The sequence below is a fragment of the Streptomyces cinnamoneus genome, from assembly GCF_002939475.1.
GTDB classification, from domain to species: Bacteria; Actinomycetota; Actinomycetes; order Streptomycetales; family Streptomycetaceae; genus Streptomyces; species Streptomyces cinnamoneus_A.
Map to the genome: position 1 here is coordinate 167,237 of NZ_PKFQ01000002.1, position 17,313 is coordinate 184,549.

At 74.9% G+C, this 17,313-nt stretch carries 15 protein-coding genes and 1 pseudogene; 2 read left to right on the top strand and 14 right to left on the bottom strand.

Annotation, left to right across the window (positions count from 1 at the left end; genetic code table 11):
* Window positions 1-19 precede the first annotated feature (19 nt).
* Entirely contained in the window at window positions 20-526 is a 507-nt protein-coding gene (locus CYQ11_RS28925; RefSeq protein ID WP_099197879.1) for a hypothetical protein, read from the top strand.
* A 62-nt stretch (window positions 527-588) separates the two neighbouring features.
* Here the strand turns inward: CYQ11_RS28925 and CYQ11_RS28930 are convergent, their stop codons facing one another.
* From CYQ11_RS28930 to CYQ11_RS28995, 14 genes and pseudogenes are all read right to left on the bottom strand, one after another.
* Window positions 589-1,557, bottom strand: coding sequence for a hypothetical protein (locus tag CYQ11_RS28930; protein WP_146104762.1), 969 nt, complete (start codon window positions 1,555-1,557; stop codon window positions 589-591).
* 130 nt (window positions 1,558-1,687) lie between these two features.
* A complete protein-coding gene (locus tag CYQ11_RS28935; protein WP_104651136.1) occupies window positions 1,688-3,040 on the bottom strand; it encodes an aldehyde dehydrogenase family protein in 1,353 nt (450 codons plus the stop codon).
* Window positions 3,041-3,083: 43 nt separating this feature from the next.
* On the bottom strand, window positions 3,084-4,085 hold the full coding sequence (locus CYQ11_RS28940; RefSeq protein WP_104651137.1) for a proline racemase family protein: 1,002 nt from the start codon (window positions 4,083-4,085) through the stop codon (window positions 3,084-3,086).
* Window positions 4,078-5,001 (bottom strand): dihydrodipicolinate synthase family protein, encoded by a 924-nt coding sequence (locus tag CYQ11_RS28945; protein ID WP_099197986.1) that lies wholly within the window; start codon window positions 4,999-5,001, stop codon window positions 4,078-4,080. Before CYQ11_RS28945 ends, CYQ11_RS28940 begins: the two co-directional genes overlap by 8 nt.
* Window positions 5,002-5,076: 75 nt before the next feature.
* Window positions 5,077-6,537, bottom strand: coding sequence for an FAD/NAD(P)-dependent oxidoreductase (locus tag CYQ11_RS28950; RefSeq protein ID WP_099197877.1), 1,461 nt, complete (start codon window positions 6,535-6,537; stop codon window positions 5,077-5,079).
* Window positions 6,530-6,829: a (2Fe-2S)-binding protein gene (locus CYQ11_RS28955; protein WP_099197876.1), complete on the bottom strand. Its 300-nt coding sequence runs from the start codon at window positions 6,827-6,829 to the stop codon at window positions 6,530-6,532. Before CYQ11_RS28955 ends, CYQ11_RS28950 begins: the two co-directional genes overlap by 8 nt.
* Window positions 6,826-8,013 (bottom strand): NAD(P)/FAD-dependent oxidoreductase, encoded by a 1,188-nt coding sequence (locus CYQ11_RS28960; RefSeq protein WP_104651139.1) that lies wholly within the window; start codon window positions 8,011-8,013, stop codon window positions 6,826-6,828. The genes CYQ11_RS28955 and CYQ11_RS28960 overlap by 4 nt, the downstream gene beginning before the upstream one ends.
* 47 nt (window positions 8,014-8,060) lie before the next feature.
* Entirely contained in the window at window positions 8,061-9,260 is a 1,200-nt protein-coding gene (locus CYQ11_RS28965; protein WP_099197875.1) for a M6 family metalloprotease domain-containing protein, read from the bottom strand.
* Window positions 9,261-9,308: 48 nt separating this feature from the next.
* Window positions 9,309-10,583: an alpha/beta fold hydrolase gene (locus tag CYQ11_RS28970; RefSeq protein ID WP_181143899.1), complete on the bottom strand. Its 1,275-nt coding sequence runs from the start codon at window positions 10,581-10,583 to the stop codon at window positions 9,309-9,311.
* Window positions 10,580-11,578 (bottom strand): ABC transporter ATP-binding protein, encoded by a 999-nt coding sequence (locus CYQ11_RS28975; protein WP_099197874.1) that lies wholly within the window; start codon window positions 11,576-11,578, stop codon window positions 10,580-10,582. The genes CYQ11_RS28970 and CYQ11_RS28975 overlap by 4 nt, the downstream gene beginning before the upstream one ends.
* A gap of 20 nt (window positions 11,579-11,598) precedes the next feature.
* Window positions 11,599-12,390, bottom strand: a pseudogene (locus tag CYQ11_RS28980) (ABC transporter ATP-binding protein); the annotation flags it as partial.
* Window positions 12,387-13,379 (bottom strand): ABC transporter permease, encoded by a 993-nt coding sequence (locus CYQ11_RS28985; RefSeq protein ID WP_099197872.1) that lies wholly within the window; start codon window positions 13,377-13,379, stop codon window positions 12,387-12,389. The gene CYQ11_RS28985 and the pseudogene CYQ11_RS28980, both read right to left, overlap by 4 nt.
* Window positions 13,376-14,323 (bottom strand): ABC transporter permease, encoded by a 948-nt coding sequence (locus CYQ11_RS28990; protein WP_099197871.1) that lies wholly within the window; start codon window positions 14,321-14,323, stop codon window positions 13,376-13,378. Before CYQ11_RS28990 ends, CYQ11_RS28985 begins: the two co-directional genes overlap by 4 nt.
* 2 nt (window positions 14,324-14,325) lie before the next feature.
* Complete coding sequence (locus CYQ11_RS28995; RefSeq protein WP_181143900.1) at window positions 14,326-16,014, bottom strand: ABC transporter substrate-binding protein; 1,689 nt, start codon at window positions 16,012-16,014, stop codon at window positions 14,326-14,328.
* Between the two features lie 96 nt (window positions 16,015-16,110).
* Between CYQ11_RS28995 and CYQ11_RS29300 the strand changes: the two genes are divergently transcribed.
* Complete coding sequence (locus CYQ11_RS29300) at window positions 16,111-17,235, top strand: LysR family transcriptional regulator (RefSeq protein ID WP_099197869.1); 1,125 nt, start codon at window positions 16,111-16,113, stop codon at window positions 17,233-17,235.
* The last annotated feature ends 78 nt before the right edge of the window (window positions 17,236-17,313 follow it).

Consider the following 17,313-nt stretch of genomic DNA (forward strand, 5'->3'; position numbering starts at 1 on the left):
GAAAGGGAGGCGCCCGACCATGCCCTCACTCGCGACCCGCCGGCGGTGCGCCGGCGCGGCCTGCGCCGCGGGAATGCTGATCCTCACGCCCGTGCCGGCCGGTGCCGCCACCCCCGCGCCGGCCACCGTGGTCGTACGCTGCTCCGGCGCCTTCACCATGACGGCCGGCGGCTTCACCGGCGCGGCCCAGGGGCGGGGCGAGCTCACGTGCGCCGTCCCCGGCCGTCCGGAGCCGACGTCCGCCACGCTGCGCATGCGCGGCTCGTTCTCCGGCCGGGCCACGGCGGTGACCACCGCGACCGAGGACACCCTGACCTTCGACACCGGCCAGGTGACGCGCTTCTCGGCCACCCGGACGTTCGTCACCGACGCGGGCCGGCTCGCGGAGACCGGCGAGGGCGTCAGCACGTCGGGGGACCACCACCCCGCCACCGCGACCGAGTCGGGCCGCGGCACCACCAGGTCGGGCGGCGACGTCACGGTCTTCACCGTCGACGACGGGTTCACGCTGGAGCTGGCCGGCTGAGCGGAGGAGCGCCCGCGCGGGCGAAGGACGCAAGGGGTCGCCCCCCGCCCGCGCGGACGTGATCAGGTGAGCCGGATGCCCAGGGCGTAGGCCGTGAGCGTCGCCGGGTCGGCGATGTGGTGGTCCTTGGACGCGGCGGTGAAGGCGGGCGTCCAGGTGGTGGACGGCTCCAGCCGCCACAGCAGGTTGCCCGCCCCGCGGTAGTGCACCTCCGCGCCGCCGCCGGTGAGGGCGTACCCGGGCGGCAGCGTGGCCACGGCGGCCGGGTGCTGCGCCTGGCCGGAGTCGGCGTGGACGATGACGCTGGAGACGCGCCCCACCGGCAGGTCGCGCCGCAGCGAGATGGCGAAGGAGCGGATGCTCGCCGGGTCGGAGACCACGTGGTCCTTGGAACGGGCCTTCCAGGAGTAGTCCGTGGCCGGGAAGGACGCCGTGGCGAGGTTGCCGGCCCCGTACCAGTTCACCTTGAACCCGCCGCCGACGAGGGCGTAGTCCCTCGACGACGGGATGCCCGCCTCCGCCTCCGGGTGCGGCGCCGTGCCGCTGTCCGAACGCGAGACGTGCACCGAGCGCAGCAGCTGGTCGCGCGTCATCCCGGCGATCTTCAAGCCGATCACGTAGGCCACCAGCTCGTGCGGCTGGGGGTCGAGGTGGTCCTTGGAGGAGACGGTCCACCCCGACAGGTCGTCATTGGGGTACGAGGCCGTCAGCAGGGCGCCGTTGGGGCCCTCCACGGCCGTGGCCCCGCCCCCGACAGCGATCATGTCCCCGTCGCCGACCCGGACGGTCTGGTCGATCCAGTGCTGCTGGGCCGGACTGCCGTGGTACGAGAACACGGACACGGTCACCCGGCCCGACGCGTCCCGGAAGCCGGCCACCTGTCTGCCCGTTCTCTCGACGGGCCGGACCGCCGCTCCGCGCCACGCCGTGCGCTGCGCCGCCCCCGCCGTACCGGCACCGGCCAGGGCGCCGGCCGCCGCTAAGCCCGCGGCGGCCGAAGCCGCCTTCAGCACCTCTCGCCTGTTCCTCATCGCCAACCTCCCAGGAGAATCCGGGCGCTGTCGCCCGGAGGCGAGGCAACCGTAGCGACCGCCACACGCGTGCCGATAGACCTCGGCGGCGACCCGTCGACCCGCCCGGGCCGGCCGCGCCGGCGGAACGTCAGACACCGGGCGCGAGGGTGAAGGTGTGCGAGGAGGTGTAGAACTCCTGTGCGGCCTTGCCCTGTTCGCGCGGACCGTAGCTGGAGTCCTTCTCGCCGCCGAACGGAAGGTGGAAGTCCACCCCCGCCGTCGGGGCGTTGACCTTGACCATGCCCGTCTCCAGGCGCGCCCCCAGACGGAGCGCGGCGTCGAGGTCGCGGGTGTGGACGGCGGAGACCAGCCCGAACCGCACGCCGTTGGCCAGGGCCAGCGCCGTCTCGGCGTCCGGCGCCCGCTGCACCAGGCAGACCGGGCCGAAGACCTCCTCGTGGGCCAGCACGTGGCCCTCCGGCGCGTCCGCGACGACGGTGGGGGCGACGAAATGCCCTTCGCCGGCCACCGCACGGCCCCCGCTGAGGACCCGGCCGCCCTCGGTGGACGCCAGCACCCGCTCCCGCGCCGCGGCGGAGACCACCGGGCCCACGACGGTGTCCGGGTGGGCGGGATCGCCGACGGCCAGCTTCTCCACCGCGGCCACGAGGGCGTCCGCCACGTCCCCGGCCGCCGGACCGACCGCGATCACCCGCTTGGTCGCGGTGCACTTCTGCCCGGCGTACCCCATCGCGGCCGCCGCGATCTGCGCCGCCGCCCGTTCCACGTCGGCGTCCGGCAGCACGACGGCGGGGTTCTGCCCGCCCATCTCGGCCTGGACGGGAACGCCCCGGGCGGCCGCCGCGCCGGCGACGGCCTTGCCGACGGCCACCGAACCGGTGAAGGACACCACGTCGGCGGTGCCGGCCAGCGCCTCCCCCTCCGCCGCGTCGCCGGGGACCACCGAGAACAGCCCGTCCGGCAGCAGGCCGCCGATCAGTTCGTCCAGGCGTGCCGCGCACGCCGTCGCCTCCGGTGCGGGCTTGAGGACCACCGCGTTGCCGAACGCCAGCGCCGGGGCGGCCTTCCACAGCGGGATGGCGAGCGGGAAGTTCCAGGGAGTGATCAGCCCGGCGACGCCGCGCGGCCTGCGCCGGGTGAACAGCAGCCCCGGCCCCGCGCCCTCGTGCACGGCACCGGTGGGGTCGAAGACCTGCTGCGCGTAGTAGCGCAGGATCGCCACGCTCCGCGCGACCTCCCCCCGGGCCTCGGTGACGGGCTTGCCCACCTCGCGCACCACCAGCCGCGCCAGCTCCTCCGCCGCGGCCTCGACCGCGGCGGCGGCCGCCGTCAGGGCCGCCGAGCGGGCCGGGGCGTCGGCGGCCCAGGCGCGCTGGGCGGCGCGGGCCCGCTCGACGGCGGCGACCACGGCCCGCGGGCCCGCTTCGGGGACCCGCAGGACCAGGTCGCCCGGCGCCTGCGGGGACCGGCTCTCGATCATCGGTGCTCCTTCTCTCGCCACGGCGGTGCGTCAGGACGGCGGGTCACAGCAGGAATCCCGCGGGAAAGGGGTCCTCGGGGTCGAGGAAGTACTGGGCGGTGCCGGTGAGCCAGGCCCGTCCGGTGACGGCCGGCACGACGGCCGGCCGCCCGGCCACGGTGGTCTCCCGGTCGACGCGCCCCGTGAAGCGCGTGCCGATGAACGACTCGTTGACGAACTCGTCCCCCGTGTGCAGCTCGCCGCGGGCGTGCAGCTGGGCGAGCCGGGCGCTGGTGCCGGTGCCGCAGGGGGACCGGTCGAACCAGCCCGGATGGATCGCCATGGCGTGCCGCGAGTGCTTGGCGTCCGAGCCCGGGGCCAGGAACTGGACGTGGTGGCAGACCGCGATCTCCGGGTTCTCCGGATGGACCGGCCGGATCTGCTCGTTGACGGCGTCCATCACCGCGAGCCCCGCCGTGAGGATCTCCTCCTTGTGGTCCCGCTCGAAGGGCAGCCCCACGCGCTCGACCGGGAGGATGGCGTAGAAGTTGCCGCCGTAGGCGAGGTCGAGCGTGACCGCGCCGATCGCCGGCACGTCGACGGTCAGGTCCAGGCCGTAGGCGAACGAGGGCACGTTGCGCAGGGTCACCCCCCGCGCGACGCCGTCCTCGACCGCGACCTCGGCCGTCACCAGCCCGGCCGGGGTGTCCAGTCGGATCGTGGTGACCGGCTCGGTGACGGGCACCATGCCCGTCTCCACCAGCACGGTGGCCACCCCGATCGTGCCGTGTCCGCACATCGGCAGGCACCCGGAGACCTCGATGTACAGCACTCCGTAGTCCGCGTCGGGCCTGGTCGGCGGCTGCAGGATCGCGCCGCTCATCGCGGCGTGCCCGCGCGGCTCGTACATGAGCAGCGTGCGCAGGTGGTCGAGGTGCTCCATGAAGTACCGGCGGCGCGCGAACATCGTGCCGCCCGGGATCACCCCGACGCCACCGGTGACGACCCGGGTGGGCATGCCCTCGGTGTGCGAGTCGACGGCATGGAGGACGCGGGTGCTACGCATCGGCGCCCGCCTCGGCCGCCGCCTCCGTCTCCAGGCCGAGGCATGCCTCGGTCGCCACGCGCACGGCCTTCTCCTGCTCGGGGGTGAGCGGCTGCCGCGGCGGCCGGCAGGGGCCGCCGGGCCGGCCCGCGATGTCCATCGACAGCTTGATCGCCTGGACGAACTCGGTTTTTGAGTCCCAGCGCAGCAGCGGGTGCAGCGCGCGGTAGAGCGGCAGGGCACGCTCCAGATCGTGGGCCGTGGCGGCCCGGTAGAGCGCCGCGCAGGCGTGCGGCAGGGCGTTCGGGTAGCCGGCCACCCAGCCCTTGGCCCCCGCCAGGGCCAGCTCCAGCAGCACGTCGTCGGAGCCGATGAGCAGGTCCAGGCCCGGGGCCGCCTCGGCGATCTCGTAGGCCCGGCGGACGTCCCCGGTGAACTCCTTGACGGCCACGATGTGGCCCTCCTCGTACAGGCGGGCCAGCAGGGCCGGGGTCAGGTCGACCTTGGTGTCGTACGGGTTGTTGTAGGCGACCACCGGGATCCCCGCCCTGGCCACCTCGGCGTAGTGCGCGAGGACCGCGCGTTCGTCGGCGCGGTAGGCGTTGGGCGGCAGCAGCATCACCGCGCGGCAGCCCTCGTCGGCGGCCTGCTCGGCCCAGCGGCGGGCCTCCGCCGCACCGTAGGCGGCGATGCCGGGCATGACGTTCGCGCCGCCGACCGCCGCGACGGCCGTGCGCACGACGCGCGCCCGCTCCCCGGCGGTCAGCGTCTGGTATTCGCCGAGCGAGCCGTTGGGTACGACACCGTCGCAGCCGGAGTCCACCAGTGAGCGGCAGTGGGCGGCGTAGGCGTCGAAGTCCACGGCGAGGTCGTCGTCCAGGGGCAGCGCGGTGGCGACCATGACGCCGTGCCAGGGTATGCGGGGGGTTGCGGCCATGATGTCCTCCAAGTGTTATGTGACATTGCACAGTTGACCGTGCTGAGCGTCAATGCGTCGTAAGGAGAGTTCTTTTCAGCTGCCGGCGGCGGGACCGGCGGGTTCCGCGCCCTCCTCACCGTCCTCCCCGGGCGCCGCGGCGAGGTCGGCCAGGCGCACGGGCTGGGCGAACGGGCGGCGGGCCACGCCGAGATGGGCGGCCTCGCCCGGCGGGCGGCCGTCCGCGCGGGCGGTGAGGCAGGCGGTGGCGAAGCCGCAGACCCGGCCCTGGCACCAGCCCATGCCCGCCCGCGTCATGAGCTTGACGGTCCGCGCGTCGGTCGCGCCGAGCTCCCGCACCGCCTCGTCCAGGGCGCCGCGCGGCACCTCCTCGCAGCGGCAGACGAGCGTGTCCGCCCGCGGCCACCGCGTCCAGCCCTCCCGCACGGGATAGGCGCGGTGCAGTGCCGCGGCGAAGCCCCGCAGCCGGGCGCGCCGGCCGGCCAGCCCCCGCGGCACCCCGGGCCTCCGTCCCTGGTCGAGGGCCACCGCGAGGCCCGCCAGCTCACCTTCGACGAGCGCCAGTTGGGCCCCGCCGACACCGGTCGTCTCCCCGGCCGCGTACACGCCGGCGACGCTGGTGCGCTGCGCCGCGTCCACGGCGACGACGGGGGTGCCGTCGGTGTCCCGGCGTGTCGCACAGCCCAGGTGCAGCGGCAGCTCCAGCTGCGGCGTGAAGCCGTAGCCGACCGCCACCGTGTCGCACTCCACGGTGCGTTCCGTGCCCGGCAACGGCCGCCATCGCGCGTCGAGCCGGGCGACGGTGACCGCTTCGACGGCCGCGCCGCCGTGGGCCGCCGTGACGGCGTGGCCCGGCCGGTAGGGGACGCGGTGCCGCAGCAGCGCCGCCCCGTAGCCGGCGGCCTCCAGGAGCTTGGCCGGCTGCCCGGCGAGGCGCAGGAGGGCGGGGTCGGGCCGGTTCGCCTCGTACACCCCCGGCACGCGGGCGCCCGCGGCGGCCAGCGCGGTGGCCACGGGCAGCAGGAACGGTCCGGTGCCGCCGACGACGACCCGCCGCCCCGCGGTCACCCGGTCGCCCTTGAGCAGGGCCTGGGCCCCGCCCGCGGTGAGGACGCCCGGCAGGTCCCAGCCGGGGAACGGCAACGCCCGGTCGTGGGCCCCGGCCGCGATGAGCAGGGCCGGCGCCGTGACGCGCACCTGGGTGCGCTCCCGCTCGCCCCGGACGGCGCGCACGGTGAAGCAGCGGGTGCCCGGCCCCTCGGCACGGGAGAGCAGCCAGACCCGGTGGTCCGCGAGGTGGGCGACGCGCGGGTGGGACAGCACGGCGTCCCGCAGCCGTGCGAAGGCGGCCCAGCCGTGGTGCGGCCCGGCGGGGCCCGACCGCCCGAGGCCCTCCGGCGGGTGCCGGTGGTACTGGCCGCCGGTGCGCGCGCCGGCGTCGATCAGGGCCACGCACAGGCCCGCGTCGGCGGCGGCCCGCGCGGCGGCCAGACCGGCCGGGCCCGCGCCGACGACCGCGAGGTCGTACTCACTCATGGCCCGTCCCCTCCTGGGTGGTGACGACGTCGCCCGGGCGGGCCTCGGTGAGGCACGCCCGCAGCGACGGCTGTCCGTTGACCGTGATGAGGCAGTCGAAGCAGACGCCGATGCCGCAGAACAGCCCGCGCGGCCTGCCCGTCCGACGCGTGGTCCGCCAGGACCGCAGCCCGGCCGCCAGCAGCGCGGCGCCCACGGTCTGGCCCGGCAGCGCCACGAGGGGCCGTCCGTCGAAGGTCACCTCGAAGGGGGCGGCGGGCCGGTCGGCGGCCCGCGCGTGTCCGGTGTTCACCGGTTCACCTCGGCTTTCGCGTCGAAGCGTGTGGGAGCGAACGGCCGCAGGTCGCAGGCCGGTTCCTGGCCCGTGAGCTGCTGGGCCAGCAGCAGCCCGGTGGCGGGGGCGAGCCCGATGCCGGCGCCCTCGTGACCGCAGGCGTGCAGCAGCCCGGGCGCGCGCGGGTCCGCGCCGATCACCGGCAGGTGGTCCGGGCAGTACGGGCGGAAGCCGCAGTAGGCGCGCAGGGCCGACGCCTGGCCCAGCGCGGGGAACAGCGCGACGGCCTGCGCCGCCAGGCGGCGCAGCACGGGCAGGGACACCGTCCGGTCGAAGCCGACACGTTCGCGGCTGGCGCCGATGAGCACCGTGCCCGCCGGGGTGCCCTCGACCACGGCCGAGGTCTCCAGGCCCGCGCCGCCGCTGGCGACGTTCGCCACGTACTCGGCCGCGTACACCTTGTGCCGGATCAGCGGCGGCAGCGGCTCGGTGACGAGGACGAAGCCCCGGCGGGGCAGCACCGGCACGGGCGCGCCGGCGAGCGCGGACAGCTCGCCGCCCCACGTCCCGGCCGCGTTGACCACCGCTCCCGCCGGGAGGTCCCCCGCGGTCGTGGTGACTCCGGTGACCCGCCCGTCCCGGCCCTTGAGGAAGCCCGTGACGGTGACGCCGGTGCGCACCCGCACACCGTGGCGGCGGCGTGCGGCGCGCAGCAGGTGGGCGGCGGCGAGCACGGGCTGGACCTGGGCGTCGCCCGGGTAGTGGACGCCGCCGGCCAGGCCGGGCGCCAGGTGGGGTTCGTAGCCGGCCAGGCCGGCTGCCGTCACCGGGGCGGCTGCCACGCCGGCGGCCCGCTGCCCCGCGGCGAAGTCCTGAAGGGCGTCGAGCCCGTGCGGGGTGGCGGCGACCACGAGGCCGCCCTTGGCCTCGTACTCGAAGGGGTTGTCGAGCTCCTCGGCCAGCTCCCCCCACAGCCGGGTGGACAGCTGGGCGAGGGCCAGTTCGGGGCCGGGTCCCTTGTCGGAGACCAGGAGGTTGCCCTCGCCGGCACCGGTGGTGCCGCCCGCGACGGGCCCTCGGTCCACGACGGTGACCGTGAGACCGGCGCGGGCCGCGTGGTACGCGCAGGCCGCGCCGACCACTCCGGCGCCGACGACCAGGACGTCCGGGTGCGGCCCGGCCGTTCGTGTGGGGTGCTGCATCTCTTCCTCGGGGGTGTCGCCGGTGCCGCCCGGCACCGTCGGTCTGCTCACCGTCGCGTGATCCGGACGGTGTCCGATCCGTCGCGGGAGTCCAGGACGTCGACGCGGACACCCGACGCGGGATCGGTGAAGGACTGGCCCGCCCGGTACGCCGCGTCGTCGAGCTGTCCGCAGCCGGCGGGCGGCGTCGCGTCCGGTCTGGCGTCCTGCACGCGGACGGGCCCGTGTCCGGTCGGTGTGGCGGAGTCCACGCGGTAGACGAGGACACCGGTGGAGCAGGCGCGGGCGTCCGCGGCGACGGCCCGGCGGGACTCCACGACGTAGGCCGTCGTCGGCGAGGTCCGCACCACCGCCGCCTTGGTGCCGCCGCCCCGGTACTCGACGGGCGTCAGCCGGACCGTGTCCGTGCCGGGCGTCGCCCGGCAGGCGACCTGGTCGTCGTCCAGCCAGCCGAGCTTCCACGCGTGCCAGCCGGAGTAGTGGGGCGCGGCACCCGAGACGAGGCCCATGACGTCCCAGCCGCCGACGTACCGGTGGACGTCGGAGCCGTCGAAGGCGTACAGGTCCGGCAGGCCGAAGAGGTGGGCGGTCTCGTGCCCCACGAGGCGGGGCCCCCAGCGCCACATGTCCTGCCCGAACGTCACCGCCCACTTGATCCGGGTGCCGTCGGCGACGACGCCGGAGGCCGCCGGGTCGAACAGGTAGGCGGGCGAGAACGAGATCGCCGGGGCGTTTCGCGGCGGGACGACGTAGACCATGTCGTACCGCGAGAAGTCGGTGTACGGATCCGCGGCCGTGACCGCGTCCCGGACGTAACGCTCGTGCTGCTCGTGGCTGAGCCCGCGCTCGAAGCCGTAGGCGGTGGACGGCTTCGGCATCCGCACCCAGCTCCGCGCGGGCGTGACGGCGAGCCGGACCTTCCCGTACGACGCGTCGCGCAACCAGTTTGCACCGGGCAGGAGCTGGGCCGCGACGTCCCCGGTGGGGCCGGTGGCCGGCGCGTCGGGGAAGTCGACGAAGACCATGGCGAGGCGGAGGGTGCCCAGCGGACGCCGGAACTGGACGGGGTCGGTGTCATGACCCTCGTCGGTGTAGCCGGTGCGGCCGGGCAGGGCGCACCGCCCGGCCGGATCCCGGCCGGCCCGCGGCGGACCCTGGGCGGCCGTGGCCGGGGCGGTGGCCGCCGTGAGCAGCGTCAGTGAGAGGACGGCCGTGAACAGCCGTCCGGTGAGCCGCGGTCGCGGCATGGCGTCACTCCTTGCGCAGCGTGTCCACGGTGGGGGAGGGGCGGGCCGTCAGACCCGGCCGGCGACCATGTCCATCAGACGGGCGAGCACCCGGTCGCCGGAGGCGGCGACGCCGTCGTGCTCCCACTCGTCGGTGACCCAGGTGCTCACGTTCCCCACGGCCCGGGCCGTGCCCAGGGAGAGGGAGGCGTCCACGTACATGTCGTCGTGGTAGACCACCGCGGCCACCGGGACCTCGTTGCGGGCCAGCCGGCCGAGGTCGTACAGCGGCGGCCAGTCGGCCCGCTCGGCGAGCAGGTCCGCGGCCTCGGCGAAGGGGCGCAGGCCGGCGATCTCCCGGAACATCCAGGGGTACATCATCTCGCCGGTGAACAGCAGCGGGTCGGCGTCCTCGGCGAACTCCGGGAAGTCGGCCAGGGCCCGCTCGGCGGCCCAGCCGGTGGGCTTGTCGCCCTGACCGTAGGAGGCGCCCTCGTGGATGACGGCGAAGAGCGGATTGTCCACGAGCCCGGTGAGGGCCATGACCTGGTAGCGGAAGGTCGCCGACAGCCCGCCGCCGTCGAAGGCCTCGTCCAGCAGCCAGTGCACGCGCTCGAAGCCGTCGCCCATGCCGAAGGCCAGGCCCAGCGTGCGCAGCCGCCGCACCGTCAGCCGGTCGCCGTCCGGCAGCCGCACGTCCTCCCGCGCCAGCAGGTCGGCGATCCGCCGGACCCGCTCGGCGTCCTCGGGGTAACGGGCGTAGTACGTCGCGTTCTTGTCGCGCACCCGGGGATAGGTGCGGGCGTACACCTCGTCGGCGGTGGCCGAAAGGCCCGGCAGGCCACCGGTGACGTAACAGGCCCGCAGGCCCTCGGGGGCGCGCGAGAGGTAGGCGAGGGTGATGAAACCGCCGTAACTCTGACCGAGACTCTCCCAGGGCTGGTCGCCGCACAGGCGGCGCCGGATCAGCTCGCAGTCGGCCACGATCGCGTCGGAGCGGAAGTGGGCGAGGTACGCGGCCAGTTCGGCGGCGGAGCGGAACTCGGCGGCCGCCCGGGCGGTCACCGGGGTGGAGCGCCCCGTGCCGCGCTGGTCGAGCAGGAGCACCCGGTGGGTCCTCAGGGCGTGCCGCAGCCAGCCGGGGGTGGCGGCGTTCTGCGGCCGGGGCGACTTGCCGCCGGGGCCGCCCTGGAGGTAGAGCAGCCACGGCAGCCGTTCCCCGGCGCGGGCCGGGTCGACGACCTCGCGCGCGAACACCTCGATGGTGCGCCCGCCCGGGTCGGCGTGGTCGAGCGGCACGGTGAACCGGTGGTCGGTCATCGCGAGACCGGGGGTGCGGATCATGCGGGTGTCTCCTCGGGGTGGTGGCAGGCGACCCGGTGCCCGGGGGCCAGGTCGCGCAGGACGGGCTTCTCGGCCGCGCACCGCTCGTCCGCCCTGGGGCAGCGGGTGCGGAAGGGGCAGCCGCTGGGCGGCTGCAGGGGGCTGGGGGGATCGCCGCGCAGGACGACGCGCTCCCGGTTCCGTTCGGCGTCGGGGTCGGGCAGGGGCACGGCGGCCAGCAGCGCGTGGGTGTAGGGGTGGGCGGGGCGGGCGAACAGGGCGTCCCGGCCGGCGATCTCGACGATCGTGCCGAGGTACATGACGGCGATCCGGGTGCTGATCTGCCGCACCACGCCCAGGTCGTGGGCGATGAAGACGTACGCGAGCCCGAGCTCGTCCTGGAGGTCGGCCAGCAGGTTGAGGATCTGGGCCTGGACGGAGACGTCGAGCGCGGACACGGGCTCGTCGCACACCACCAGCCGGGGCCGCAGGGCCAGGGCGCGGGCGATGCCGATGCGCTGGGCCTGCCCGCCGGAGAACTCGTGCGGATGGCGGCGCGCGTGCTCCGGGCGCAGCCCGACCCGCTCCAGCAGCGCCTCCACCGGCTCGCCGGGCGGGAGGTGCTGGTAGCGGAAGGGCGCGGTGAGGATCTGCCGCACGGTCTGCCGGGGGTTGAGGGACGAGAACGGGTCCTGGAAGATCATCTGGAGTTCGCGGCGCACCGGTCGCAGCGCGTCGTCGCCGAGCCCGCACAGCTCCCGGCCGTCGAAGCACACCGAACCGGAGGTCGGTTCGATCAGCCGGGTGAGCATCCGCCCCAGCGTCGACTTCCCGCAGCCCGACTCACCCACCAGGCCCAGGGTCTCGCCGGCCCGCACCTCCAGCGACACCCCGTTCACGGCGGCCACGTGCCCGGCGAGCCGCCGGGTGAGCCCGTGCCGGACGGGATAGCGCTTGACCAGGTCCTCGGCCCGGAGCAGCGCGGTGGCCGTGCGCACGGCCGGGGGAGTGCTCATGAGCCGGCCTCCACGGTGGCCAGGCGCCGGGGCACGGGCCCGTCGACGCGCGGGACGCAGGCCAGCAGGCCACGGGTGTAGGGGTCGGCGGGCCGGCCGAACACCTCGCGCACGGGACCGTGTTCGACGACCCGGCCGCCGTTCATGACGCTCACGTCGTCGGCCATGCCCGCGACCACGCCCATGTCGTGGGTGATGAGCAGGACGGCGGTACCCGACTCCTCGCGCAGGTCGCGCAGCAGCTGGAGGATCTGCGCCTGCACGGTGACGTCGAGCGCGGTGGTGGGCTCGTCGGCGATCAGCAGGTCGGGCTCCAGGCACAGCGCCATCGCGATCATCACCCGTTGGCGCATCCCCCCGGAGAACTCGTGCGGGTAGTGCCGGGCCCGCCGCCCGGCCTCGGGGATGCCGACCCGCTCCAGCATGCGCACGGCCACCTCGCGGGCCGCCCGGCGGCTGGTGCGGCGGTGGGCGCGGTGGGCCTCGGCGATCTGGAAGCCCACCGTGTAATAGGGGTTCAGGCAGGACAGCGGATCCTGGAAGACCATCGCGATCCGGTCGCCGCGCAGCCGCCGCAGGGCCCCTCGGTCCAGGCCGAGCAGCTCCCGCCCGTCGAAGCGGACCGATCCGCCGACGGTGGCGGAGGCGGGCAACAGGCCGAGGACGGCCAGGCTCGTCACGGACTTCCCGGAGCCGGACTCGCCCACCACGCCGAGGGTGCGGCCGGCGTCCAGCTCCAGGCTCACGCCGTCCACGGCGCGCACGCCCGAACGGAAGGAGACGGTCAGGTCGTTGACGGACAGCAGGGTCATCCCACGGCCCTCACTCTCGGGTCGAGCACCGCGTACACCAGGTCCACGGCGACGTTGGCGAGGATGACGAACGAGGCGGCGAAGAGGGTGACGCCCAGGATCACGGGCTGGTCGGCGCTGGTGATGGCGTCGGCCGCCAGTTTGCCCACCCCGGGCAGGCCGAACACCGACTCGGTGATGAGCGCCCCGCCCAGCAGCGCCCCCAGGTCCATGCCGAAGATCGTCACGATGGGCATCAGGGCGGGGCGCAGCGCGTGGCGGCGCAGGACGGTGTGCTCGGCCAGCCCCTTGGCCCGTGCGGTGCGCACGTAGTTGCGGCCCAGGCTCTCGACGACCTCGCCGCGCGTGATGCGGGCGTAGATCCCGGCGTAGAGCATCGCCAGGGCGATCCACGGCATGAGCAGGGACTGGAACCAGGCGCCCGGGTCCTCGGCCAGGCCCACCGCCCGCGGATAGGGCAGGGCGCCGAGCTTGACGACGAGGACGTACTGGAGGACCAGCGCCGTGAAGTAGACCGGCAGGGAGATGCCGCCCAGGGCCGCGATCATCGCGGCGCGGTCCCAGAGACTGCCCTTGAGGAGGGCGGAGACGACACCGGCCGCCACGCCGACGGTCAGCCAGAGCAGGGCGGCCCCCACCGCGATGGACAGGGAGACCGGCAGCCGGCTGGTGAGCAGCTGCCACACGGGCTGGTTGGTCTGGAAGCTGAAGCCGAGGCAGGGGAAGGGGCAGTCCACGGCGCCGGGCCCGCTGCCGTAGGTGCGCCCGGTGAAGAGGCCGCCCAGGTAGCTGAGGAACTGCTCGTCCACGGGCCGGTCGATGCCGAGCAACGACCGTATCTGCCCGAGCCGTTCGGGGGTGCACGCCTTGCCGCACGCCCCCTGTGCCGGATCGGCGGGCATCAGGTAGAAGATGCTGAAGGTCAGGACGCAGACGGTCAGCAGGATGGCGGTCGCGACGGCCAGTCTGCGCAGCAGGTAGAAGATCATCGTTGCTTGCTCCCGGGGTCGAGCTCGTCCCGTACGGCGTCGCCCAGGACGTTGAAGGCCAGCACGGTGAGGAAGAGGAAACCGCCGGGGATGAGGAAGTAGGCGGGGTCGGCCGCGTACCACGGGACGGCCGAGGCGATCATCTGGCCCCAGGACGGGGTCGGCGGCCGCACCCCCACGCCGAGGAAGGACAGTCCGGCCTCGGTGGCCACGCAGCCCGGGATCGAGACGGTGGCGACGACGAGGACCGGCCCGGTGAGGTTGGGCAGGATCTCGCGCACCAGCAGGGCGCGGCGCCGGGCGCCCAGGGCCCGGGCCGCCTCCACGAACTCGCCGTGCGCCAGCACCATCGTCTGACCGCGCACGATCCGGCCGACGTAGGGCCAGCCGAAGAAGCCGAGGACGACGACCAGCAGCAGCTCGCGGTCCGCGCCGGGGGCCGCCGCCATCAGCGCGATCATGAAGATGAGGCTGGGGAAGGACATCAGCAGGTCCATCGTCCGGCCGATGACCGTGTCGGTGCGTCCGCCGAGGAAGCCCGCCAGCAGGCCGAGGAACGTCCCCAGCGTGACCGACAGCAGCGTGGCGAGCACCGCGATGAGCAGCGAGACGCGGGTGCCCCACACGATGCGGGCGAAGACGTCCCGGCCGCTGACCGGTTCGACGCCCAGCCAGTGTTCGCCGCCGATCCCCCCGGCGGTGCCGCGCGGCAGGCCACCCAGCGCCTGGTCGACGGCCTTGCCGTCGAACGCCGTCGGGGAGGCCCCGTACCAGTGGGTGATCAGGGGCGCCGCCAGGGCCAGGACGGCCAGCAGCGCGATGACGGCGAGGCTCGCCGCCGCGGAGGGCCTGCGCAGCAGGCGGCGCACGACGGTGGGGGCCTCCCGGCCGCCGTCGCCGTCCGTTCGGGCGGCGGCCGGGAGGGGCTCGGCGGTTGTGGACATCGTCACTTCCTCAGTCCCAGGGAGACCAGGTCGAGCCGGCCGACGTAGGCGATGTGGCCGTAGGCGCCGGTGACGTTGGGGCCGGTCAGGACCGCCGACTTGTCCCACAGGAACGGCACCACCGGCGCGTCCCGCATGATCTGCCTCGACAGTTCGCCGTAGGCGGCGTCCGCCTGCGCCTGGTCGGGCATCGCGGCGATCGCGTCGAACCGGGCGTTGACGTCGGGGGAGTCGTACTGCGAGTGGTTGTTGTTGCCCTGCCGGGTGATGAGCCTGCCGTCCAGGATGGTCGGCAGGTAGGTCGAGGCCCCCGGCCAGTCCGGGGTCCAGCCGTCGATCGCCAGGTCGTGCTGCTGGTCGGTGTTGGCGACCGTGCTCCAGTACGCGGACTGGCTGATCTCGTTGATCCGCACCCGGATGCCGGCCTTGCCGAGGGACTCCTGCACGGCCTCGCCCTGCGCCTTGCCGCTGGCCGTGGCCGAGGTGTCGAGGGTCAGGTCGACGCCGTCCGCCAGCCCGGCGTCGGCCAGCAGCTTCCTGGCCCTGGCCGGATCGCCCTTGCCGCCGGGCGAGGGGTAGGGGTCGTCGGCGACGTGCGCGGTGAGGGTGGGGGGCAGGAGCGTGGTGGCGAGGTCGCCGGCGACCGGGCCGCCGCGGGTGGTGCGCAGGGCGTCCTTGTCCAGCGCGTAGGCGATGGCCTGCCGCACGCGGACGTCGTCGAGCGGCTTGCGCCGGGTGTTCACCGACAGGAACCGGGTGTTGGCCGACTCGCCCTTGACCAGGCGGGACTTGACGCGCGGATCGCTGAGGACCCGGCCCACCGAGGCGGAGCCGATGGGTTCGAAGCCGACGGCGTCCGCGTCCTCGCCCTGGGCGGCGATCAGCCGCTGGTCGACGACGGCCGGGTCCATGTTCAGGTCCATCACGATCCGGTCGGGCATGGCCTTGCGCACGGTGTCGGTGGCCCGGTCCCAGTGGGTGTTGCGGGTCAGCGCCAGCCGCTTCTTGGGCTCGAACCGCTCGATGCGGTACGGGCCGGAGGAGAAGGGGCGGCCGTCGTAGCCGACGCCCTTGTCCTTGTCCTTCGGCACCGGGGAGAACAACGGCGTGGAGACCGCGGCGCCGAAGTCCGCCACCGGCCGGCTCAGCCGGAAGACGATCGTCCGGGCGTCGGGCGTCTCGATCGAGGACAGGCCCCGGTCGTCCTTGTACGGGCCCTTGTAGTCCGACTCGCCGCGCAGCCACATCCGGGCGTAGGGCACGCCCTCGGGCAGCTCGGCGGCGAAGGACCGCTCCACGCCGTACTTGACGTCCGCGCTGGTGACGGCCCGGCCGTCCTCGAAGGCCACGCCCTCCTTGAGTGTGAAGGTCCACGTCTTCGCGCCGTCGGAGGGCCTGCCGGTGTCGGTGGCCAGGTCCGGCACGATCTTCCCGCCGTCCCTGCCGGGCGCGGCCGCGACGGTGGTCAGCGTGCGGTAGATGAGCCGGCTGACGTCCTGTGAGGACGTCACGTTGTTGCGGGCGGGGTCCAGGTGCTCCAGGTCGATGCTGGACAGGACGTGCAGCGTGCCGCCGCGCTTGGCCTCGGCGTCCTGTCCGCCGCCCGCGCCGCCCGCTCCCCCGCAGCCGGCGGTGACCAACAGCCCCAGGACCGCCATGCCCGCCGCCAGCGCGGCGCGCCGTCTGCTCACGTTGTGCCTCCCGGTCTTCCTCGACCTGACGATGAGCAGAAGGTTGCCGATGGCAGGGACCTGCCAGAAGCACCCGCCTCTCCATAACATGGCGTTATGGAGCTCGAGGTCCGTCATCTGAGAGTGGTCTGCGCCATCGCGGAGACCGGTAGCCTGACCCGCGCGGCCGCGGCCCTGCGGCTCACCCAGCCGGGCATCAGCGCCCAGCTGCGCCGGATCGAGAGCGTGCTGGGCGGCAGGATCTTCGAGCGCTGCCAGACGGGCGTGACCACCACGCCGTTCGGCGAACTCGTCCTGACCCGGGCCCGCGCCATCCTGCCGGGCGTCGACGACCTGCTGGCCACCACCGCCCGCGCCACACGCACGCGCTCCGCCCCGCACCGCGTCCGCCTCGGCTCCGTGGGCGCCCCGCTGCTGAGCGGACTGGCCCTGGCCGTACGGTCCCTGCTGCCCGGCGTCGAGATCACCTCCCGGGCCGGGCAGGCCCCGCAGTCCCTGCTCGACGACATCGCCGCGGACCGGCTGGAGGCGGCGGTCGTCGGTGACAGCCCCGGCTACGAACTGGTGCCGCCGGACGGCGTCGTCCTCCAGCCCGTGATCACCGAACCGGTCTTCGCCCTCCTGCCCGCGGATCACCCCCTCGCGGCCATGGAGGAGGTCTGCCTGGACCGGCTGGCCGAGGAGGACTGGGCCGGCCCGCCGCCCGACGACCGCACGCGCGAGTACTGGGCCTCGGTCCTCGCCCTGACCGACCACCGGGCGCGGATACCGTACGAGGCCGACGGCCGGGTGCTCATCGAGATCGTCCGGGCGGGGCTCGCGGTGAGCCTCTGCCAGGCGACGTTCCTCGAAGTGCCCGGCGTCGTGATCCGCCCCCTCCAGGGCGATCCGCTGTGGTACCGCCATGTGCTCGCCTGGCACCGGGACGGCCCGCTGGCGCCGGTGGGCGAGGCCGTCCTGGCCCGGGTGCGCGAACGCCACCGCGCCTCGGGACGGGAGAGCGGGGTGTACTCCCGGTGGCGGGAGCGGCGCGCCGAGGTCAAGCCGGCGCGGGCGGGGCGCGACGTCCCGGCCGGCCCCACGGGCCCCGGCAAGGCGGCCCGCGGCGGCGGGCAGGGGCAGCTGCCCCGGTCGGTCGTCCCGGCCCGCGGCGGACCGGGCCGGCCCGCGGCCGGCGGGGAGGTCCGGCACCGGCCCAGGGGCACCGGAATCCGTCCGTGAGCCGCGTAACCTCCCCGGGCCGCCATCGTTGTCCACGGCGGGTGCACGTTATGTCGTCGGGCCACCAGGGCACTTGTC